Source organism: Legionella anisa, assembly GCF_001467525.1.
In the GTDB taxonomy this organism is placed as follows: Bacteria; Pseudomonadota; Gammaproteobacteria; order Legionellales; family Legionellaceae; genus Legionella; species Legionella anisa.
Genome location: NZ_LNXS01000019.1, coordinates 346,944 through 365,782, shown reverse-complemented (window position 1 = coordinate 365,782; position 18,839 = coordinate 346,944). Strand labels below are relative to the sequence as shown.

Sequence of the window (18,839 nt, the reverse complement as noted above, 5' to 3'; positions counted from 1 at the left end):
TCAATAAACTTAATCGCATTTTTCATAGGATGTAATGATCATGCCTGACACAACCGTTTATTTAAAAAACTACCAGCCTCCTTTTTTTACAGTAGAGACTGTGAATTTAAATTTTGACCTCTATGATGATCATGCTTTGGTACTGAGTGAGCTGAAATTAATCCGTCAACATGAAGGTCCTTTACATTTGTATGGTGATGAGTTGGAATTGGTTAGTGTTCACATGAACGGGCAAAAACTGGAACCATCCGCCTATACCTTGCAAGCGGATGCGCTTGTTATCGAAAATTGTCCCGATGAACTTACACTCAATGTAGTAACGCGCATTTATCCGCAAGATAATACGCAATTATCTGGGCTTTATCGCTCAAATCATCTGTTTTGTACCCAATGTGAGGCAGAGGGTTTTCGACGCATTACTTATTTTCTAGACCGGCCTGATGTTTTAGCCACTTATACTACACGAATCTCAGCGGATAAAAAGCAATACCCTATTTTATTATCCAATGGAAATTTGCTCGAATCAGGCGCGACTGATGATGGACGTCATTGGGTCGTTTGGAATGATCCGTTTAAAAAGCCCTCGTATTTATTCGCATTAGTTGCTGGAGATTTAGCGTGCATTCACGATAAGTTTGTTACCTGTTCTGGTCGTACAATTGATCTACGTATTTATGTTGAACCAGGAAATGAAGATAAGTGTGCCCATGCGATGGAGTCTTTGAAAAAATCCATGCGCTGGGACGAAGAAGTCTATGGCAGGGAATATGATCTGGATATTTTCATGATTGTAGCAGTGAGCGACTTCAATATGGGGGCTATGGAGAATAAAGGATTAAATATTTTTAACTCCAAATACATTCTTGCACGTCCTGATACAGCAACGGATCAAGATTTTGCCGATGTCGAAGGTGTGGTTGGCCATGAATATTTTCACAATTGGACTGGTAATCGAATTACTTGCCGTGATTGGTTCCAGTTAAGTTTGAAAGAAGGCTTAACTGTTTTTCGCGATCAGGAGTTTTCCCGTGATATGAATTCGCGAGATGTAAACCGAATTATGGATGTCAGGGTATTGCGAAGTGCTCAATTTCCTGAGGATGCTGGAGCAATGGCCCATCCCGTGAGGCCAGAGTCTTATCAGGAAATAAATAATTTTTATACAGCTACAGTGTATAATAAGGGAGCTGAAGTAATCCGCATGCAACATACGCTCTTAGGTAAAGCGGGTTTTAGACGAGGTATGGATTTATATTTTAAACGACACGATGGTCAGGCAGTCACTATTGATGATTTCGTTGCTGCGATGGAAGATGCCAATCATGTTGATCTCACGCAATTTAAGCGATGGTACAGCCAAGCAGGTACTCCAGAGGTAACAGTTACCAGTGAGTATGCGCAGGGTAAGCTGACCTTAAAAATGCAGCAAAAGTGTCCACCAACCCCTGAATGTCAGGATAAAAAGCCATTTCATATACCTATTCGTGTCGCATTATTTGATACGCATGGACATCAGATGTCGATTGATCAGGACATTTTGGAGTTAAAAGAAACAGAGCAGAGTTTTACTTTTACCGGTTTGAGTGAAAAACCTGTTGTTTCATTATTACGTGAGTTTTCTGCTCCGATTAAATTAAAATATGATTTGACTCAAGAGGAGTTGCTTTTTTTATTGCGGCATGAGGCGGATGGTTATGCCAAATGGGATGCAGCGCAAAATCTTGTTCTGAATTGCATTAAAGAATGCTTAAATCAACCATCCAGCGCATGGCAAATTCCTTCTGCTTTAATTTTTGCTTTGAAGCATGTACTGCTTGATGATTCACTCGATGCCGATTTGCGTGCAGAATTACTGACTCCCCCAGGTTTTGAGGATATTGCTACAAGGCTGGATATTGTGGACGTAAGCGCTGTAGAAAACGCTCGGGATTTTTTCCACCAGCAATTAGGATGGCACTTGTATGAGGCGGCCCAGTCACTTTATCAAAAGCTATGGCAAATCGAAGATCACCGTATGAATGGACCCGCTTACGGTCGTAGAAAATTACGTAATGTTTGTCTCTGGCTTATGATGAAAGCTAAAGAAGTAACTGCTTTAGGTGTATGTGAACAACAGTTTATAGCGGCACAGACCATGACAGATCAAATCGCCAGTTTTTCTTTATTGGTCAATTGCACGAATCAGGGATTGCGAGAGCAAGCGATTGATGATTTTTATAAACAATGGTCTAAAGATGATTTGGTTTTAGATAAATGGTTTGCAATTCAAGCGACCAGTGAATTACCGGACACTTTGACTCATGTAAAAGTATTATTAAAACATTCTGCTTTTAGTATTAAAAACCCCAATAAGGTCCGTGCACTGATCGGTGCATTTTGTATGGGAAATCCACGCAATTTTCATGCTCTAGATGGAAGTGGTTATCAATTTTTAACTGAAATGTTAGTAAGTCTGGATAAAATAAATCCACAAATTGCTGCTCGTTTAGCGAGTCCATTTACTCGCTGGAAACGTTATGACAAATCCAGACAAGTTTTGATGCGAAACCAATTAGAGCAATTAGCCAAGCTGGAGTTATCGCGTGATTTGGCCGAAGTAGTTTCTAAAAGTTTAATGATTGATGCGAGCTAGAAGGCAATTTCGTAGCCTGGGTTAGGCGAAGCCGTAACCCGGGTTTCTGGATATAAAATAACTTCCTTAGAGTGCGACTTTAGTATTTTCTGCGGGAAGTGAAGTCAAATTGTTGCAAAAATCAGTGGGGTTCAACGTGTAATAAAGCCCTAAACCCACTTCACATAAGAAAACGACAAGGACGAGCATACCAAAGAGGATACAAATAAATTGTTTATTTTTCCTCTTTTTTTCATGTATTTTATTTAGAATGGTTTCGTTGCTGTGAAACAAGCGGTCGCTTATTATTTTAATTACTGATTCGACAATAGCATCATGACATTGATGATTTTCCAATGCATGTAATCTACTTATAGAGGTTTGTAATACAACGGTGGCTTCAGTTGCGATCACTGTCAGTGCGCACGTGCGGTTTTGAATGACCCTAATTTCATCAAGTGTTTCACCCGAGCCCAGGGTATCGATCAATTCAGGGGCAGCTTGTTCATTTTCTTTTTTGTAGAGTCCAACTGCTCCTGAGACAATAATAAAAAAATCATCGTTTAGTTCCCCTTCCCTAAGCAAAATATCACCTTTTACGAAGGTAGATCGCGATGAAATTGCTATGAATGTTTGATAGTTTTCTTCGGATAAATGCTTTAATAATGGGCTGCTTCTCAAGATATTTTTTTCATTTTCGGAAAAGTCGCTCATTGAATTGTCCCTTAACTCAAATAAGAGTAACTTATTATGCTCTTTTGCATTCCAGTAATATTGAAATATTGAAAAACAAAAAAGCTCCATTACTTTAATTATTTGTAGACAGACGCGTTTTTTTCAAGAAAAATTTAAGTCAAGTTGACCATTAACCAGCCGACTACGTTCTGCGACTTGTTCGCAGAATCCATGACCGCCCTGATTAAAACCAGACATTTATGCATGTTCACCCATATCCTGGATCCAGCGAACCAGTCCTGAGAGAACCTCACAAAATCCAAACAAAGAATCCATATTTTACTCTACAGTTATACCTAAAAGAGTGTCATCCCTGCGTAGGCAGGGATCCATTTACAATGTACACGGGAAAAACAAATTAAGACAATGGAAAATTAACTTTAATTGAGTGAACACACCTCCGTGGTTTAATTTGAGCTATGGACTATTTTGATGGATGGATCCCTGCCTGCGCACACTACTGTCCGGTAAAAATTTTGCTCTCCTGCAATAGGTAATGTCCCTAAATTTTTTTGTAGTCTACAAAAAAATTAGATTTTAATGGTTCTTGAAAAACGCTATCTTTCACAGTACATCTTTGATCTAAATAGGGATTTAGGACACCATTCTTGGTGTTTTATCAAGGACGTGCAACTATTCCTTTTGCTTTTACCGGACAGTAGTGTGCCTACGCAGGGATGACAGGCAACACATAACATTCTACCTGGTTAAATTTTGTGAGGATCTCTCAGGAACCAGCGGGAAGTGGGCCATGGATAAGACGGTCACTACACCTTAATTTTATCCGTAAGCACTGCATTGTCCCTGTGCATCACAGTGCATACCTACGCCTATTGCATCAGTAGCAGCATGGATTTGTGTTTGATGCGCTTGAGTGAATTGATGAATTAATTTTTGCATTTGTTCCTATAAAAAGATATTTTGCTGTGCTTTAATTGACAGACTTTTTGCTGTAGTAACGTTGGCAACAAAGCAACCAATTAACCAGAGTAGGAGGGTAAGGTGTCTCAGCGTTTTGCAGTTATTGGTAATCCTATTGCGCATAGTTTATCGCCGATAATTCATCAGTGTTTTGCCAAACAAATGAATGTGCGACTGACTTACGAAAAAATTAAGGCAGATGATCCATCCTTTGAGAAACAAGTATCTGATTTTTTTACTGAAGATGGTAAGGGACTGAATGTTACTTTACCTTTCAAGCAGCGAGCTTTTGCGATGGCGCAACAACATAGTTTACGTTGCAAAAAAGCTGGGGCTGCGAATACATTATGGATGCAAGCAAATCAATTGCATGCAGACAATACCGATGGTGTTGGGTTAATTCGTGATTTGCATCGACATACCTTAGTAGAAGGAAAGCGTGTATTAATCTTAGGTGCTGGGGGAGCCACACGCGGCATCGTTTATCCCTTATTGGAAAATCATCCTGCAGAGCTGATTATAGCGAATCGTACTCTAGCCAAAGCGGAGGAGTTTCAACGTGCTTTCCCGCAAACTCGATTTTTAAGTCTGAATGAGATTGAGGGACAGTTTGATATCGTGATTAATGCAACTTCTGCCAGTTTGGCAGGGGAGTTTGTTGCGTTACCCGCAGCATGCATGTCAGCAAAGCCATTTTGTTATGATTTATCTTATAAGCAAAATGGCATAACAGCTTTTGTCCAATATGCTAGAGAATTAGATTGTGACGCAGTAGATGGCTTAGGAATGTTGGTGGAACAAGCTGCTGAGGCTTTTTTTATTTGGCATGGCATGATGCCCGAAACTCAAGAGGTACTCACATTTTTGCGTGCACCGGCGTAGCTTGCTGTGTAAACAGACCCTGAATTAATTAATTAAGTGATTCAAATCCAAGACTAAAGTTTTTACTTGAATAGGATGGTAAAAATAAGCCTGTACCTTTGCTTCTGGATTAATAAGCAAAACTTCTGTTCCATGACTCATCGGTGCGGTTGAGACTGAAACATGCAGCTGTTTTTGTAAGGCATTTATTGCCGACATTTCGCCTCTAAGCGCTATAAAATGCGGGTTAAATTGATGAATAAATTGATTTAATCTCTGCAAGGAATCATGCTCAGGATCAACTGAAATGAAAATAATGTGGGGTCTTTTTGTTTTGACCAGAGTTTCATAAGTTTGATTCAGCGTTTGCATAGTCAGTGGACAAATCATTGGACACGAACTAAAGCCAAAAAATAGTAACGACCAATGATCTTTTAAATTTGTTTCTGTAAATAAATTCCCATGCTGATCAATCAGTTCAAAATGAGTGATGGGTTGAGACTGATTGATATAAACTCCACTTTCGAGCTGAACTGCACTGCGATGCAAAACAACGTACATAATGAGACTCGTTATGAGAATTAAATAAAAAAAGATGATTGTAAGAATTTTAGTCAATTTATTCACTATCTAATAAAAATCCCGTGCTACACTTAAACAAAATATAAAGAGTATCAAGGGAAATGTATACTGGCTTCTTTCAAGTGGATGCCTTGCCAACGAGTCAATTAATAGGGATCTATGATTCAAAATTAGTTGTGCTCTCTATTTTAGTGGCTGTGATGGCTTCTTATATCGCGCTTGATTTAACGGGACGCTTAAGAGATCACAATAATACAAAAAAAGATATCAGGCTTTGGTTATTAGGCGGTGCTATCGCGATGGGTTCAGGAATTTGGTCTATGCATTTTATAGGGATGCTCTCATTCACAATTCCTGGCCTTGTTTTAGAATATGATTTGTTCTGGACTATTCTTTCACTTGTTGTTGCCATTTTAGCTTCTGGTTTTGCCCTGTTTTTATTAAAAAAATCAATAATTAATATAATTCATCTCATCGCGGGTGGGTTAATTTTAGGATTAGCAATTGCCTCCATGCATTATACCGGCATGACCGCAATGCTTATCTCCTTAAATATTGCTTACCTGCCTAGCTTGTTTTTACTATCGATTCTCATAGCAATTCTTGCTTCGGAAGCCGCGATTTGGTTTGCTTTAAAAAGCAATACGGTCATCTTAAAATTAAGAAACCAGATTAAAATTTTATCAGCAATAACTATGGGGTTGGCAATTTGTGGGATGCACTATACCGGCATGGCCGCATCAGTGTTTACTCCCCTATGTACGCCCATCACTATAAATAATTATCAAGGCATTAATCAAACGTTCCTGGCAATTATAATTGCTGGAGTAACGATGGTGATCTTAGCCATTGCTTTTTTAGCTTCTTCATATAAAGAAGCTAAAAATCAACATCAATTTGAAAAAGCACGTGAGTTAGGAATGGCTGAAATTTCAGCCTCTGTATTGCATAATGTGGGTAATGTACTCAATTCTGTTAATATTTCAGTCGAGACAATAATTGCAAGCCATAATTCTTCACCCTTAAAAGACATAAAAAAATTAGCAGATCTATTGAATACCCATAAAGACGATTTAGCGCAATTTCTTACCAAAGATCCACATGGCATTCATGTTACAGCATATATTAACGAATTAGCTCGGTGTTGGGGCAAAGAACATGAACTGGAGCAAAACGAATTAAATGAAATTTCTAAAAATGTGGAACTTATCAAAAAAATCATATCTACCCAACAAGATGTGATTAAAGTAGATGATTTTGAACAGATTATTTCTATTAATGAACTGATTGATGAGACCCTTCTCTTATCCGGCATTCATCTAAAAAAAGAAATTAAGATTAGGAAAGAATATGGGGACATCAAGTCCATTATGGTTGATAAGATTAAATTATTTCAAGTTTTAGGCAATCTCATTTCTAATGCAAAGGATGCGTTACTTGAATCTTCAAACCCAAATAAAACGCTCATTATTAAAACCGGATTGGTAAATCGAGACAAAATTGAAATTCAGGTTTCTGAAAATGGCATTGGCATTCCAAAAGCCAATTTAGATAAAATTTTTATTTTTGGTTTTACAACTAAAAAATCGGGTCATGGATTCGGTCTCCATGCCTCTGCTCTTGCTATGAATGAATTGGGAGGAGAAATTCATGCTAACAGTGAAGGTCCTGAAAAAGGTTCTACTTTTACCATTTATTTACCTAATCGCAAAGCAAGTTTCCTAAAAGGAGAGAGAGGAGTATGGCAATGAATAAACAAAACGATTTTAAAATCTTAATTATTGATGATAATCCTGCTATTCATCTTGATTTTCAAAAAATATTAACAACTAAAAAATCAACTGCCACAATTAGTAAACTAAATCGGCTGGTCTTTGGAGATAAGTTGGATGAGGATTTGGAAAAATCAGAATCAGAGGCTGATTTTCCTTCCTTTCAAATAGATTGTGTTTCTCAGGGAGAAGAAGGAATTCAATCCATTCAACACGCTGTAGAGCGGAGAGAACCTTATGCTTTGGCTTTTGTTGATATTCGCATGCCTCCTGGATTAGACGGAATTGAAACCATTAAACGCATCTGGGCTATAGATCAGGAAATACAGGTTGTAATTTGTACTGCATATTCTGATTATACTTGGGAAGAAACTGTAGAAGAATTAGGGCTAAGTGACAATTTATTAATTCTCAAAAAACCCTTTGATAGTATTTCTGTACGGCAATTAGCCTGTTCCTTAACCAAAAAATGGCGATTGATGCAAGAATCAAAAAATCGCGAGAAAATTTTGGAAAAAACTGTTGAAGAACGCACCGATTCCTTACAAAAAACGTTAGCTGTGCTTGAATATCAGTCAACCCATGACAGCTTAACCAATTTACCCAATAGAACTTGGCTGACGGATAGGATGAGGAAGGAAATTTCTCGGGCTCAAAGACATCATTCAATGTTTGCGGTGATTTTTATTGATCTGGACCGATTTAAACTCATCAATGACAGTTTTAACCATGCGTCAGGCGATATCTTACTTAAACGAATAGCCGAGCGTCTGTCTGAAGTTACACGAAACAAGGATATTATCGCACGTTTAAGTGGCGATGAGTTTATTTTCATTTCTGTTTCATCAGAATTACATAAAGTTGAACATGTGGGATATATTGCAAAGAGAATTTTAGATGCAATCAATAAAAGTCTACATATTGGACAGCGAGATATTATCATTTCTGCAAGCCTTGGGATCAGTATTTATCCCCAAGATGGTTCGACTGTTGAAGAGCTTTTGCATAATGCTGATCTGGCGATGTATCGAGCGAAGGCTTTAGGCGGGAATCAATTTCAATTATATACGTCTGAATTGCACGAAAAATGCATAGTCCGTTTGGAAAAAGAATCCGATCTTCGTCGAGGACTCATTGAAAAAGAGTTTTTTTTAGAATATCAACCCCAATATGACATTCAGAATCAAAAATTAATTGGAGTTGAAGCCTTAATTCGTTGGCAACATCCCAAACAAGGCACTTTATTGCCTATGGATTTTATACCTCTTGCCGAAGAAACGGGTCTTATTGTACCCATTGGTGAATGGGTTATTAAGACAGCGTGCTATCAAAATAAGGCTTGGCAGGATAAAGGGTTCCCACCGTTCCCTATTTCAGTCAATGTTACAACGAAGCAATTCATACAGCCTAATTTCATTACAATGATTAAAAATATATTAAAAACGAGTAAATTAAGTCCTGAATATCTGAATGTAGAAGTCACTGAAAATGTCATTATCAATGCGGTAAATGTGATTGATTCAATTAATGAATTGAAGAAACTCGGTGTCAAAATTGTACTTGATGATTTTGGTGCAGGTAATTCTGGATTTAATTTTCTGAATAAGCTCCCCATTGATCAATTAAAAATTGATCAATCATTTATACAAAATATTAGTTCTGACCGTTCAGACGAAGTGATTCTTCAAGCAATTATCGATATGGCGAGCAATTTAAACTTGGATATAATTGCTGAGGGCGTCGAAACCTCCGATCAATTGAAGTATTTAGAATCACATAATTGCTATAAAATTCAAGGGTTTTATTTTAACGAACCGATGACAGCCGAGAAGCTAGAAAATTTCCTAAAAACTTGATTTGTGCGTCAGATGAAAAGGAGGGCTTATCGTTATGCCATTAATAATGAAATTTATGGTATAAACAGTTCCCAGCGCCCCTAATGTCCGATAATTCGCTGACTAAGAAAAATTACTCAAAAAAAGCCGTAACTTCCTTCGCATTATTAATCGTATCTTGAAAACCCAGTTCAAGTAATTCTCGAGTATAGTCACGTTCGAAAAGCACAAAACTTAAAAGATCGCCTGAATGCTTTTTTTCTCCCAAAAAATTGAGGAGGTATCGAAGCAATGTAGGTAACGCTTTAAAATGTATTTGAGCCAATGGAGCTAAGTCTTTACTCGGACGTAAATGTAACGTAGTAATGGGGCGCCATGGTGAACGGCGTTTTTTCCATATCGACAGAAGCATAGCAATTTCATTCATTCGATTGACCATTTCAATATCCCGGTCAAGGTTGTCCAAAAAAAGAGCATTTAACATATTCCCAAAAATATGAGAAAAGGGAATGTCATCATGATTACGTAAATTTTCTTGCTCTACAAATGTAGGTAGTGCTCGAGTTCCTAAAATTAGAATTTTATCTACTTCAAAACGAATGGAGCCACGTAGAGGAGCAGCAAGACCTACACTGCCATCGCCATAATGAAAGCCATCGAGCAAAACCGTTGGAAAAAATAAAGGTAAGGCACTCGATGCTAAAATATGTTCTGCTTCGAAGCGAACGCGTTTGCTGCCGTGTCGTGGATAATTCCAGTCTGTGAATTCGGAGTTGTTGTGTTCGTAAAAAGAAATAGTCTGGCGCGTTTCATAACAACTACTGATTATTTCCAGTGTACTCAGATATCCATTGCTTATGTTTTGCGCAATTTTAGTGAAATCAAGACCACTTTCGATCATTTCTTTCAAGGGGGTGGTATCAAGTAGATGAGCTGCCTGTCGCTGCTTGAGCATCATTGTACTCATATTACGCATAACAGATTTGCTTAATGCGAAGTTACTGGCCTTATAGACTTGTTGACAATGAATTTCACTCCAAATGGTCTCCAGTTTATCAAGTGCTGTCGGGAAATCATCTGCATTTTCTGCTAGGACTGCTGCATTGATACTTCCCACACTAACCCCGCTGACCATTTCAAAGGGTAAGGTTTTAACTTGCAAAATATGACCAATTGCTTTCAGAACACCAGCTTGGTAGGCGCCTCGAGCGCCGCCACCTGCCAAATAAAGGGCTTTTTTAGACATAATGATTATTTTTATCGCATTTATTTAGTATCTATGTGGAAATATAGTTGAGTTTATGCTGAATTAGCAAGTCCTCGGTTGTATTGTAAAAATTTTCACCAAAAGTGTAAAGAAAGTGGTATATTATGCTCTTTTACGCAAAATGGTCAATTGGTGGTCAATATGAGAGAATTTGAGTTTGCAAATACTCTATTCGAGGCAATTGAAATACTTGACGAAATACAACGTCCAATCGATTCTGATTTAGAACGCTTTCCGAGGAAAAAATCTAAGAAATTCTTAAAAAAAATAGTGTTTTTATCAAAAGTTATCAAAACTACGGGTGACTCAGGTAAGGCAATGATGCAGATTGGCTCTTCCATCAGAACCTTCAATAATCTCACACCTACGGAATCACTAACACATGGATTGAATATTGGAACAATCGCCTTTGCTGCGTTAGATTTTTTGCTTATCCCTTTTGTCTATCTTACTGCGTATCTACTGGATGGAAAAGCTCCTATTAATCGGAGTAATAATGCTAGGTGGTTTCTTTCTGCAATAATGTTAGCACTGACCATAACCTCAATATGTGTTCCTGCTATAGCAGTAGTAATGGCTTTTACTACAGTTTCAATCTCACTGGTTGCGAGTCTATTTTTATTAGGCCAGGCACTGTATGAATTTTATCACTTAAGTAAAGAACGAAGAGCAATTAGAAAATTAATTGCCGGTGCCGAATCTCAAATAGATGAGAGTCAAAACAAAGCGGCTGAATTAAGAACTGCTTTAGACGATGTGAGTACAGAACAGCAGCTTCTGTTGCACTACGAGCAGATTGCCTCGTTACAAGAACGTTTTAATGCACAAAAAGAATATTTAATTAAACTGAAGTCAAAAGAATTAAAGTTAAGCAAGAAAATAAGAAATTCTGGATTTGTTCAAGTCATAGATAAAGGCGTTGGTTTAAGTTTGTGCACAATGGGTATGATCGGGTTGATTGTGTCTGTATATTTCCCAATGGCAGGTTTAGGAATATTAACCGCGGTATCTGTTATTTCGCTTGCGTACTTTATAATTCGATTGGCGGTACCGTTGCTGCAACAGCTTGGAGGATGGATTGCAAGCAAATTTAGCTCTCGATCTGGTGAGAACATCTCAAAAGATGATCCAAGGCAAACGTGCGAGCATAACCAAGAACCTTCAACCGATTTGATGATAGAACATTTTTTTGGCAGTAAAAAAAATGCAAATGAATTTTTAAAAAAAATCCCCCTAAAAGATGAAGATTTATCATTAACGAGTACAACCCCACTATTTCAAACTGAGAGAAGCCAATTGAAAGGAAGAGATAAAAAAGAGTTGATTTGCGGTGAATTAATTCTCTGAAAACGGCTTTCATAAACTGAAATAGCTGATGACAATTCTACTATTTCGGCTCAATCTAACAAATTGGTAACAGATTCTAATTTCTTTCATCCAAAAGCTCATTGCAAAAAATTGAAATCTCCTTTAACTTAAAAATTTACCCCTCAAAGGAAGAATACTCATGCTGAATATACTTCGCGAACAACCCAGGGCATTTCACATGATTTTTATGTTGGAATTATGGGAGCGGTTTGGATTTTATACAGTTCAAGGGATTTTGACTTTGTTTTTTATTCGTTATTTGGGTTACAGCGATACAATTTCTTATTATACATTTGGCGCTTATTCGGCTCTAGTTTATGGTATGGTGGTTGTTGGCGGATATTTGGGGGATAGAATACTAGGTACCAAACGTACCATAGTACTTGGTCTTATTACTTTGGCAACAGGTTATTTTTCTTTAGCGATTACAGACAAAGAACATGTATTTTTTACATTGGGTTTAATTTGTGTCGGTAATGGTTTATTTAAGGCAAATCCATCGAATTTGCTCGCTAAGTGTTACGAGAAAAATGATCCTCGGTTGCATGGCGGTTTTACTTTGTATTATATGGCGATCAATTTGGGCAGTATGATTGCATTATTTGCCGGTCCAGCGATTTCGAGTCGATATGGTTATTCTTATGCTTATATGATGAGCGCAATCGGCTTGCTCATCGGATTAGCCAATTACTGGCTGCAACACCAATTTGTCGCACACATTAATACGGATGCTGACAAACGGAAAATCTCGCTCACCCAGTGGTTGATAATCGTGTTTGGAATATTTTTTCTCACTGAGTGTTCTGCGTATTTATTACAGCATGTGATGCTGGCTAAAAACCTATTTTGGTTTATAACCATTTCGGTAATCATTTATTATATATTTATGACGCGTAAAGAAAGCAAAATATCCAGAATGCGCATGCTTGTTGCCTTGGCATTGATGTTGGAAGCAATTATTTTCTTTACCTTATATCAACAAATGCCGACCTCACTGAATTTATTTGCCGTACATAATGTAATCCCGGTTTTCTTTGGAATCACGATTGATGCACAAAGCTTCCAGGCGCTAAATCCTATCTGGATAGTATTGATGAGCCCTGTTTTGGCTTATTTTTATAACTTCCTGCACAGAAAAGGCATAGAGTTTTCCATTCCTTATAAATTTTCTTTAGGTATGACCATGTGTGGCGTGAGCTTTTTAATGCTCTTTTTTGCTCGCTATTTTTATACAGAGCAGGGCATGGTTTCCTCCTGGTGGTTAATTATGAGCTATTTATTTCAAAGCCTTGGTGAATTATTGGTATCAGCACTTGGGGTGGCGATGGTTGCTGAATTAGTCCCTGCGCAAATTGCAGGTTTTGTGATGGGAATGTGGTTTTTAACTTCTGCTATAGCCGGGTTTATTGGTGCTACTGTTGCCTCATATACCGCGCTTCCCGAGCAGATTAAACCGGGAGTCGGATCGTTAATGATTTATACTCAAGTATTTGCCTGTATTGGCATCGTCACTTTAATTATTGCGCTGTTTATGTGGCTACTATCACCGCGATTAAGTCGTTATATTGCAACAAAAAAAGCAGATTTACACCAAGAAGCACAAGAAGCAGAATATTCTGTATCTAAATGCTTTATGAGCCAGACTGGATTAGAACATCGTTCAAATGCTTCTTAGAACAAAGCAAAACGTGAATAAAGCTTTTACGCTCAGTTACTGCGGATACTTCTCAGAAATTTGTTAACCTAAATTCAACTGGCGAATTTAGGTTAACTGAATCATTTAGGTTAACTGAATTGGGCTTTTTTATCTCCAATGGCCGCGCCAACTGCCACCATGCCAACCGCCTCCCCAGCCTACACCACGCCAACCCCCATACCAACCACGGCCACCCCAATAACCTATGCCACGATAACCTAAGCCACTATAACCCCAGTAACGAGGATAATAGGAATAAGTTGAGTAAGGATAATAGGAGTAACTTGAATAATATGAGTAAGGATAATAGCTGGAATAATAACCGCTAGTAGAAGCAGTGCTCACATAACAACCACTTAAAAAAAGTGTAGGTACAAACACTAATACTGCGATAATAATTTTTTTCATGATCGCTTTCCTTAGTCAATGTTCGCACATTAATTATACTCTATGGCCATATTTTAGGCAAAAAATATTTATTTATATTTCAATTGCTCAGTTGGTAATTGCTTATCAATTAAGGTTTGTTTTAATATAACTTGGATAAACCATGTTCAGGTCGATGTGTTCTATTGTGCATATTTTATGAAGTACGGTTGTAAGCAGTTATGAGAAAATGAATATTGAAATCAGTCTGCGTTCTCAAAAATTGATAAAAAACTATTTATTAGCGTCTGGTGTTCATCCTCGTGAGCTCCCCTCTCTTTCTTTACCTACTGATTTTGTCACTTTGATGTCTTGGCTCGATGAAGAGCAAATAAAAAATTCCGAGGAATCATCAAAGGAAAAAAAGCAAAAAATTGAATTTATTCTTGTCTCCTTGCGCACAGAGCTATTGCACGATCTTTTCCTTTCAATGCAAGGAGATGACACCAATCTGCCTAAAGAAGTTGAAAGGAATACGAAAGACAAAACTAAATTCGTATTACTTACCATGGCAGGTATTTTGGTGGCGGCATGTCAGGGATTTGATGGTATTGTGACTATGTTGAGTATTTTCAGCCTGCCTTCATCGATAATTCTTGGCATTGGGTTTGCGTTTTCATTTCTATCTGTAATTGTTTTTTGTGGCTTCGATTTAGTAAGAGTTTCGGATGCTCTGGGGATTAAGCTTAGTGATGCGTATAAGTTATTGGATGCATACTTGTTGCAATTGAAAATGATTAAATCCATAAGAAAGAAAATAGATGATTATTATCTTTCAGATTTGTCTTCAAGTGATTTGAAGCAATTGGAGCTTATAATTTCCATGTTGCAGAAACACTTTGCATTACTTACTAAAGCCAGTAAGCAATTTGAAAAGGCACTAAATAGCGAAAGCATTCAAACGGTTAAAACTCTGATTTCAGGTGTCTCTGCGTTACTTTTCTTTGGGGGTGGTTTTTTTACAGGCCAATCAGTAGCTCTTTTTATGTCAGGTCTTATCATTAACGCAGCAATTCCTGCTTTTTGGCCGGTAATTATTTTCAGTGTCATAGTGGCTTTAGCTGCATTGAGTCTTTATTGGTATGTAGAGCGCCCTGTGCTAGACAAGCTAGTGAGCAGCTGGTTTGGTTTGAATGAAGAGAGGGTACAAAAATTATGTGATGAGCATTTAATCATTAAAGAAGAAAAAAAATTAGGGAATTTGAAGGGGAAAGTAATCAGTGCTGCCAGAGTGCCAAAAAAAGTTACGCATTCGGTGCAACTTATTGATGATCACGAAGAGCAGGAAAATAACGAATCAGTGCATCGACACGTTATAATTGGTGCCAGAGCAAGTACTAATTATTATTCTTTTCTTAAACCACTGGAACCCCTAAGTCCATTACCAGAAATTTCAATTGAGAAAGAAAATTTAGATACTATCACCTGTTGTTCTATATAAGGAAATCGATATATTTTTAATTTGCGTTCGCACTGGAAGTTGCGAGCGAGAACTTAGACACTGATTATAAAGCTGTCCAATGAATAATAAGCATAAGTAGAAGGCATTTCTATGGAAATGGTCAGTCCAGGGAAAATCGACTTGTGGCGATGAATTCTCCATTTATATCAATTCACGGGTAAATTAAATTTTATTTTTTTGACAAATATATGCAAATTTTTTAAAGCTTCAATGGCGATTTTTTCATCTATACTCATGGATGAAGTACCAATAAATAATTTAGGAAATATACATTACATAAGGAGAACGCAATATGAACTGCTTCAATAAGGTGTTTATTGTAGGCACAGCTATTGCATTATTAAGTGGTACAGCATTTTCCGCAAATTGTCCGTCCATTGGTGGGTATCGTCTTTCTTCGCATAATCAAGATCATACTCGCTGTACCTATACTTCATATAATAAAGGGACAATTAAAATCAAAGGGCAAAAAGCAATACACAATTGTCCACGCTTTATTTTAACCGATCCGGATTATCGTCAAGCAGGTAGTTGCAAAGTGTTTTTTCATCCAGCGAACCCACTTCAAAATGCGGGTCAGAAGGGTGGAGTATGCCAATGTACTATAGTCGCTCGCTAAGACTATAGGACATCGTCAAATTCATTAATTGAGGGTGGATAGGTAATAGTATATGAATATGTATTCAAAGGCACTTTCACGGCTTGATAAAGCTGCGTCATTTTGTCATATTGACTCAGAAGCCTTAGAAAAACTCAAACACCCTAAATTCTGCTTGGAAATATCCCTCCCCGTTCGGATGGATAACGGGGAGTTAAAAATTTTTTCAGCCTATCGAGTTCATCATAATGACTGTCGTGGCCCTATGAAAGGCGGCATTCGTTTTCATCCGAAATTGAATTTAGATGAGATGAAAACACTTGCGTTGTGGATGACAATAAAATGCGCTGTTGTTGATATCCCCTTTGGGGGGGCGAAAGGTGGAATAATCGTTGATCCAAAACAGTTATCTCGCATGGAGTTGGAACGGTTAAGTCGAAGCTATATTGAGTTAGTAGCGGACTTTATCGGTCCAGACAAAGATATTCCTGCTCCTGATATGTATACCAATGAGATGATTATGGGCTGGATGATGGATGAGTATGCCACCATTGCTCGCCAAAATGTTCCAGCAGTAATCACCGGTAAACCTATTCCCTTGGGAGGAAGTCTTGGGCGTGAAGGAGCAACTGGCCTTGGGGCTTATTATTGCATTAAAATTCTTGAAAAAAAGAAAAAATGGAAGCCTTCTAAGGTGAAGGTTGCTGTACAAGGATTTGGTAATGTTGGACGGAGCATCGCTCAGTTGCTTTATGACGATGGTTATAAAATCATTGCAATAAGTGATTCAAAAGGAGGAGTTTATAAAAATAAAGGCCTTGATATACCGCACATAATTGAACTAATAAACAGCTCCAAAAAAGAAGAGTCTCTCTATTGCAAAGACTCTATTTCTGATCTTGTGAAGGAAGATAAAATCACCAATGAAGAATTATTGGAACTTGATGCCGATTTACTTATCCCGGCTGCTGCACAAAATCAAATTACTAAAAAAAATGCATCAAAAATTAAAGCCCCCGTCATCATTGAAATCGCTAATGGCCCAATAACTGTAGAAGCAGATAAAATACTGGAAAAAAAGAAAGTATTAATTGTGCCCGATATATTAGCCAATGCAGGTGGGGTAACCGTCAGTTATTTTGAGTGGGTGCAGAATAAATCAGGTTATTATTGGAGCATGGAAAAAGTTCAAAAAGAATTGCATGCTATTATGTCCCGTGAATTCAGTGCTATTTGGGAGTTGATGGAAAAACATCAAATAGATATGCGCCAAGCGGCTTATATTCATGCTTTAACTCGATACGATAAAGCAGTGACAGCTCAAGGTACTCGCGGATATTTCGCAAAATTATAATCCATAGTTCGGGTTAGAATAGGTTTTTTGCATTTTCAATTGATAAACTGTGTAAGTTAAATATTCAATGTATCTTTTACAAAAGGGATCGTTATTTTTCGCTGTGCTGCAAGAGAGGCATCATCCAGTCGATTGAGTAAACTATGTAAATCATGCATATTTCGCGAACATCTATTCAGTAGAAATTGTCCTACACTTTCTGGTAAGTCAAATCCTCGTTTTAAAGCATGGAGTTTTAAAGTATTAATTTTATCTGCATCATTTAATTCCATCAACTGAATCACTAATCCCCAACTTAATCGAGAGCGCAAGTCTGCCAGTTGGATGGGGATTGTAGTTGGTGATTGATTTCCTGAAATGATCAAAATACTTTTTTCCATGTCTTTTATTTTATTATATAAATGGAATAAAGCCTCTTCCCAGGAGGGCTCTTTTGCGATTACATCAATATCGTCAATACAGATTAATTCTTGCTCTTCCAGACCTTCTATAGTTTGCGGTCCCCATTCTTTGAGGAGTGTCAACGGAAGATAAATTGCGGAATGAGTATGGGCTGCTTGGCAACACGCTTGTAATAAATGAGTTTTACCACTACCCGTATTGCCCCAGAGGTAAAGCAATCGGTCTTCCCTATTTGTGAGCATGTTATGTAATTGCTGTTGCAGCAATTTATTACTTCCCCAATTAAAATCAGCAAGGGTCGCTTCATCATTTAATTTTATAGCTAATGCCAACTGCTTGTTCATTATGATGGTTCTTTTTTGGGCCATGCTTTTCTGCCCCAGGTCCAAATATAATCAACATAAGTAATTGCGGTAGTAAACGTCGTTAAAATGAGCAGAACATTAAGCAGATAGGGAGGAAATTCAAAATAAGCCAATTCAAATAAACAAAAAGTAACTAGGGTTAGTTGTAATGCTGTATTAATTTTACTGAGCAGCGTGGGTTGAAAGTCCAACTTACGACGAATAAATTGATACCAGGCAAGTACCCCTAAGGAAATAGTTAAATCTCTGAGGAATACCAGAATTACGAGCCACCAAGGCAATACACCGATTAAGGCTAAAGAGATGAAGCTGGAAGCGATTAATAATTTATCCGCCAGCGGATCAACAAAAGAGCCAAAAAAACTTTGCCAGTTAAAACTTCGGGCTAAAAAGCCATCTAACCCATCACTCAATCCTGCGAAAATAAATAAATAAAAAGCAATAACATACTCATGACGATATAAATAAAATAAAAAAGGTGCGATTAATAGAAGTCGCAATAAAGTTAGAGCATTTGGAATGTATTTTAATATCATAGGCCATACGATAATTAATTTAATTACCCCTTATTTTGCCCAGTGCCT

At 37.6% G+C, this 18,839-nt stretch carries 15 protein-coding genes; 9 read left to right on the top strand and 6 right to left on the bottom strand.

Annotated features, from left to right (window positions below; all coding sequences use genetic code 11):
• Positions 1-40: 40 nt before the first annotated feature.
• A complete protein-coding gene (gene pepN, locus Lani_RS05925) occupies positions 41-2,632 on the top strand; it encodes an aminopeptidase N (RefSeq protein WP_019232883.1) in 2,592 nt (863 codons plus the stop codon).
• Between the two features lie 66 nt (positions 2,633-2,698).
• Here pepN and Lani_RS05920 read toward each other — a convergent pair whose 3' ends face one another.
• Positions 2,699-3,325, bottom strand: coding sequence for a Crp/Fnr family transcriptional regulator (locus Lani_RS05920; protein WP_019232884.1), 627 nt, complete (start codon positions 3,323-3,325; stop codon positions 2,699-2,701).
• 1,023 nt (positions 3,326-4,348) lie between these two features.
• Between Lani_RS05920 and aroE the strand changes: the two genes are divergently transcribed.
• A complete protein-coding gene (gene aroE / locus Lani_RS05915; protein WP_019232886.1) occupies positions 4,349-5,149 on the top strand; it encodes a shikimate dehydrogenase in 801 nt (266 codons plus the stop codon).
• A 24-nt stretch (positions 5,150-5,173) separates the two neighbouring features.
• On the opposite strand, the gene Lani_RS05910 is transcribed toward aroE, so the two are convergent.
• Positions 5,174-5,689: an SCO family protein gene (locus Lani_RS05910; protein ID WP_019232887.1), complete on the bottom strand. Its 516-nt coding sequence runs from the start codon at positions 5,687-5,689 to the stop codon at positions 5,174-5,176.
• 122 nt (positions 5,690-5,811) lie between these two features.
• Here Lani_RS05910 and Lani_RS05905 point away from each other — a divergent pair, with 122 nt between their 5' ends.
• Both Lani_RS05905 and Lani_RS05900 read left to right on the top strand, forming a co-directional pair.
• Positions 5,812-7,461, top strand: a complete 1,650-nt coding sequence (locus tag Lani_RS05905) for an MHYT domain-containing protein (RefSeq protein WP_058388458.1) — start codon at positions 5,812-5,814, stop codon at positions 7,459-7,461.
• A complete protein-coding gene (locus Lani_RS05900) occupies positions 7,458-9,338 on the top strand; it encodes a two-component system response regulator (RefSeq protein ID WP_202803966.1) in 1,881 nt (626 codons plus the stop codon). Before Lani_RS05905 ends, Lani_RS05900 begins: the two co-directional genes overlap by 4 nt.
• Positions 9,339-9,450: 112 nt before the next feature.
• Here Lani_RS05900 and Lani_RS05895 read toward each other — a convergent pair whose 3' ends face one another.
• Positions 9,451-10,563: a patatin-like phospholipase family protein gene (locus Lani_RS05895; protein ID WP_019232892.1), complete on the bottom strand. Its 1,113-nt coding sequence runs from the start codon at positions 10,561-10,563 to the stop codon at positions 9,451-9,453.
• A gap of 78 nt (positions 10,564-10,641) precedes the next feature.
• On the opposite strand from Lani_RS05895, the gene Lani_RS05890 reads away from it, so the two are divergent.
• Positions 10,642-11,931 (top strand): hypothetical protein, encoded by a 1,290-nt coding sequence (locus tag Lani_RS05890; protein ID WP_237740861.1) that lies wholly within the window; start codon positions 10,642-10,644, stop codon positions 11,929-11,931.
• Positions 11,932-12,091: 160 nt separating this feature from the next.
• A complete protein-coding gene (locus tag Lani_RS05885) occupies positions 12,092-13,627 on the top strand; it encodes an oligopeptide:H+ symporter (protein ID WP_019232894.1) in 1,536 nt (511 codons plus the stop codon).
• A gap of 129 nt (positions 13,628-13,756) precedes the next feature.
• Here Lani_RS05885 and Lani_RS05880 read toward each other — a convergent pair whose 3' ends face one another.
• On the bottom strand, positions 13,757-14,056 hold the full coding sequence (locus tag Lani_RS05880) for a hypothetical protein (RefSeq protein WP_019232895.1): 300 nt from the start codon (positions 14,054-14,056) through the stop codon (positions 13,757-13,759).
• 208 nt (positions 14,057-14,264) lie between these two features.
• Between Lani_RS05880 and Lani_RS05875 the strand changes: the two genes are divergently transcribed.
• The 3 genes from Lani_RS05875 (at position 14,265) to Lani_RS05865 (ending at position 17,488) form a co-directional block, all read left to right on the top strand.
• Entirely contained in the window at positions 14,265-15,515 is a 1,251-nt protein-coding gene (locus Lani_RS05875; protein WP_019232896.1) for a hypothetical protein, read from the top strand.
• Between the two features lie 313 nt (positions 15,516-15,828).
• Positions 15,829-16,155 (top strand): hypothetical protein, encoded by a 327-nt coding sequence (locus tag Lani_RS05870; protein ID WP_019232898.1) that lies wholly within the window; start codon positions 15,829-15,831, stop codon positions 16,153-16,155.
• Positions 16,156-16,213: 58 nt separating this feature from the next.
• Entirely contained in the window at positions 16,214-17,488 is a 1,275-nt protein-coding gene (locus tag Lani_RS05865) for a Glu/Leu/Phe/Val family dehydrogenase (RefSeq protein ID WP_103030601.1), read from the top strand.
• A gap of 56 nt (positions 17,489-17,544) precedes the next feature.
• Here Lani_RS05865 and hda read toward each other — a convergent pair whose 3' ends face one another.
• Both hda and Lani_RS05855 read right to left on the bottom strand, forming a co-directional pair.
• Complete coding sequence (hda, locus tag Lani_RS05860; protein WP_040522139.1) at positions 17,545-18,234, bottom strand: DnaA regulatory inactivator Hda; 690 nt, start codon at positions 18,232-18,234, stop codon at positions 17,545-17,547.
• Positions 18,234-18,791 carry a CDP-alcohol phosphatidyltransferase family protein gene (locus Lani_RS05855; protein ID WP_019232901.1) on the bottom strand — a complete coding sequence of 186 codons (558 nt, stop codon included), beginning with the start codon at positions 18,789-18,791 and terminating at the stop codon, positions 18,234-18,236. The genes hda and Lani_RS05855 overlap by 1 nt, the downstream gene beginning before the upstream one ends.
• Between the last annotated feature and the right edge of the window lie 48 nt (positions 18,792-18,839).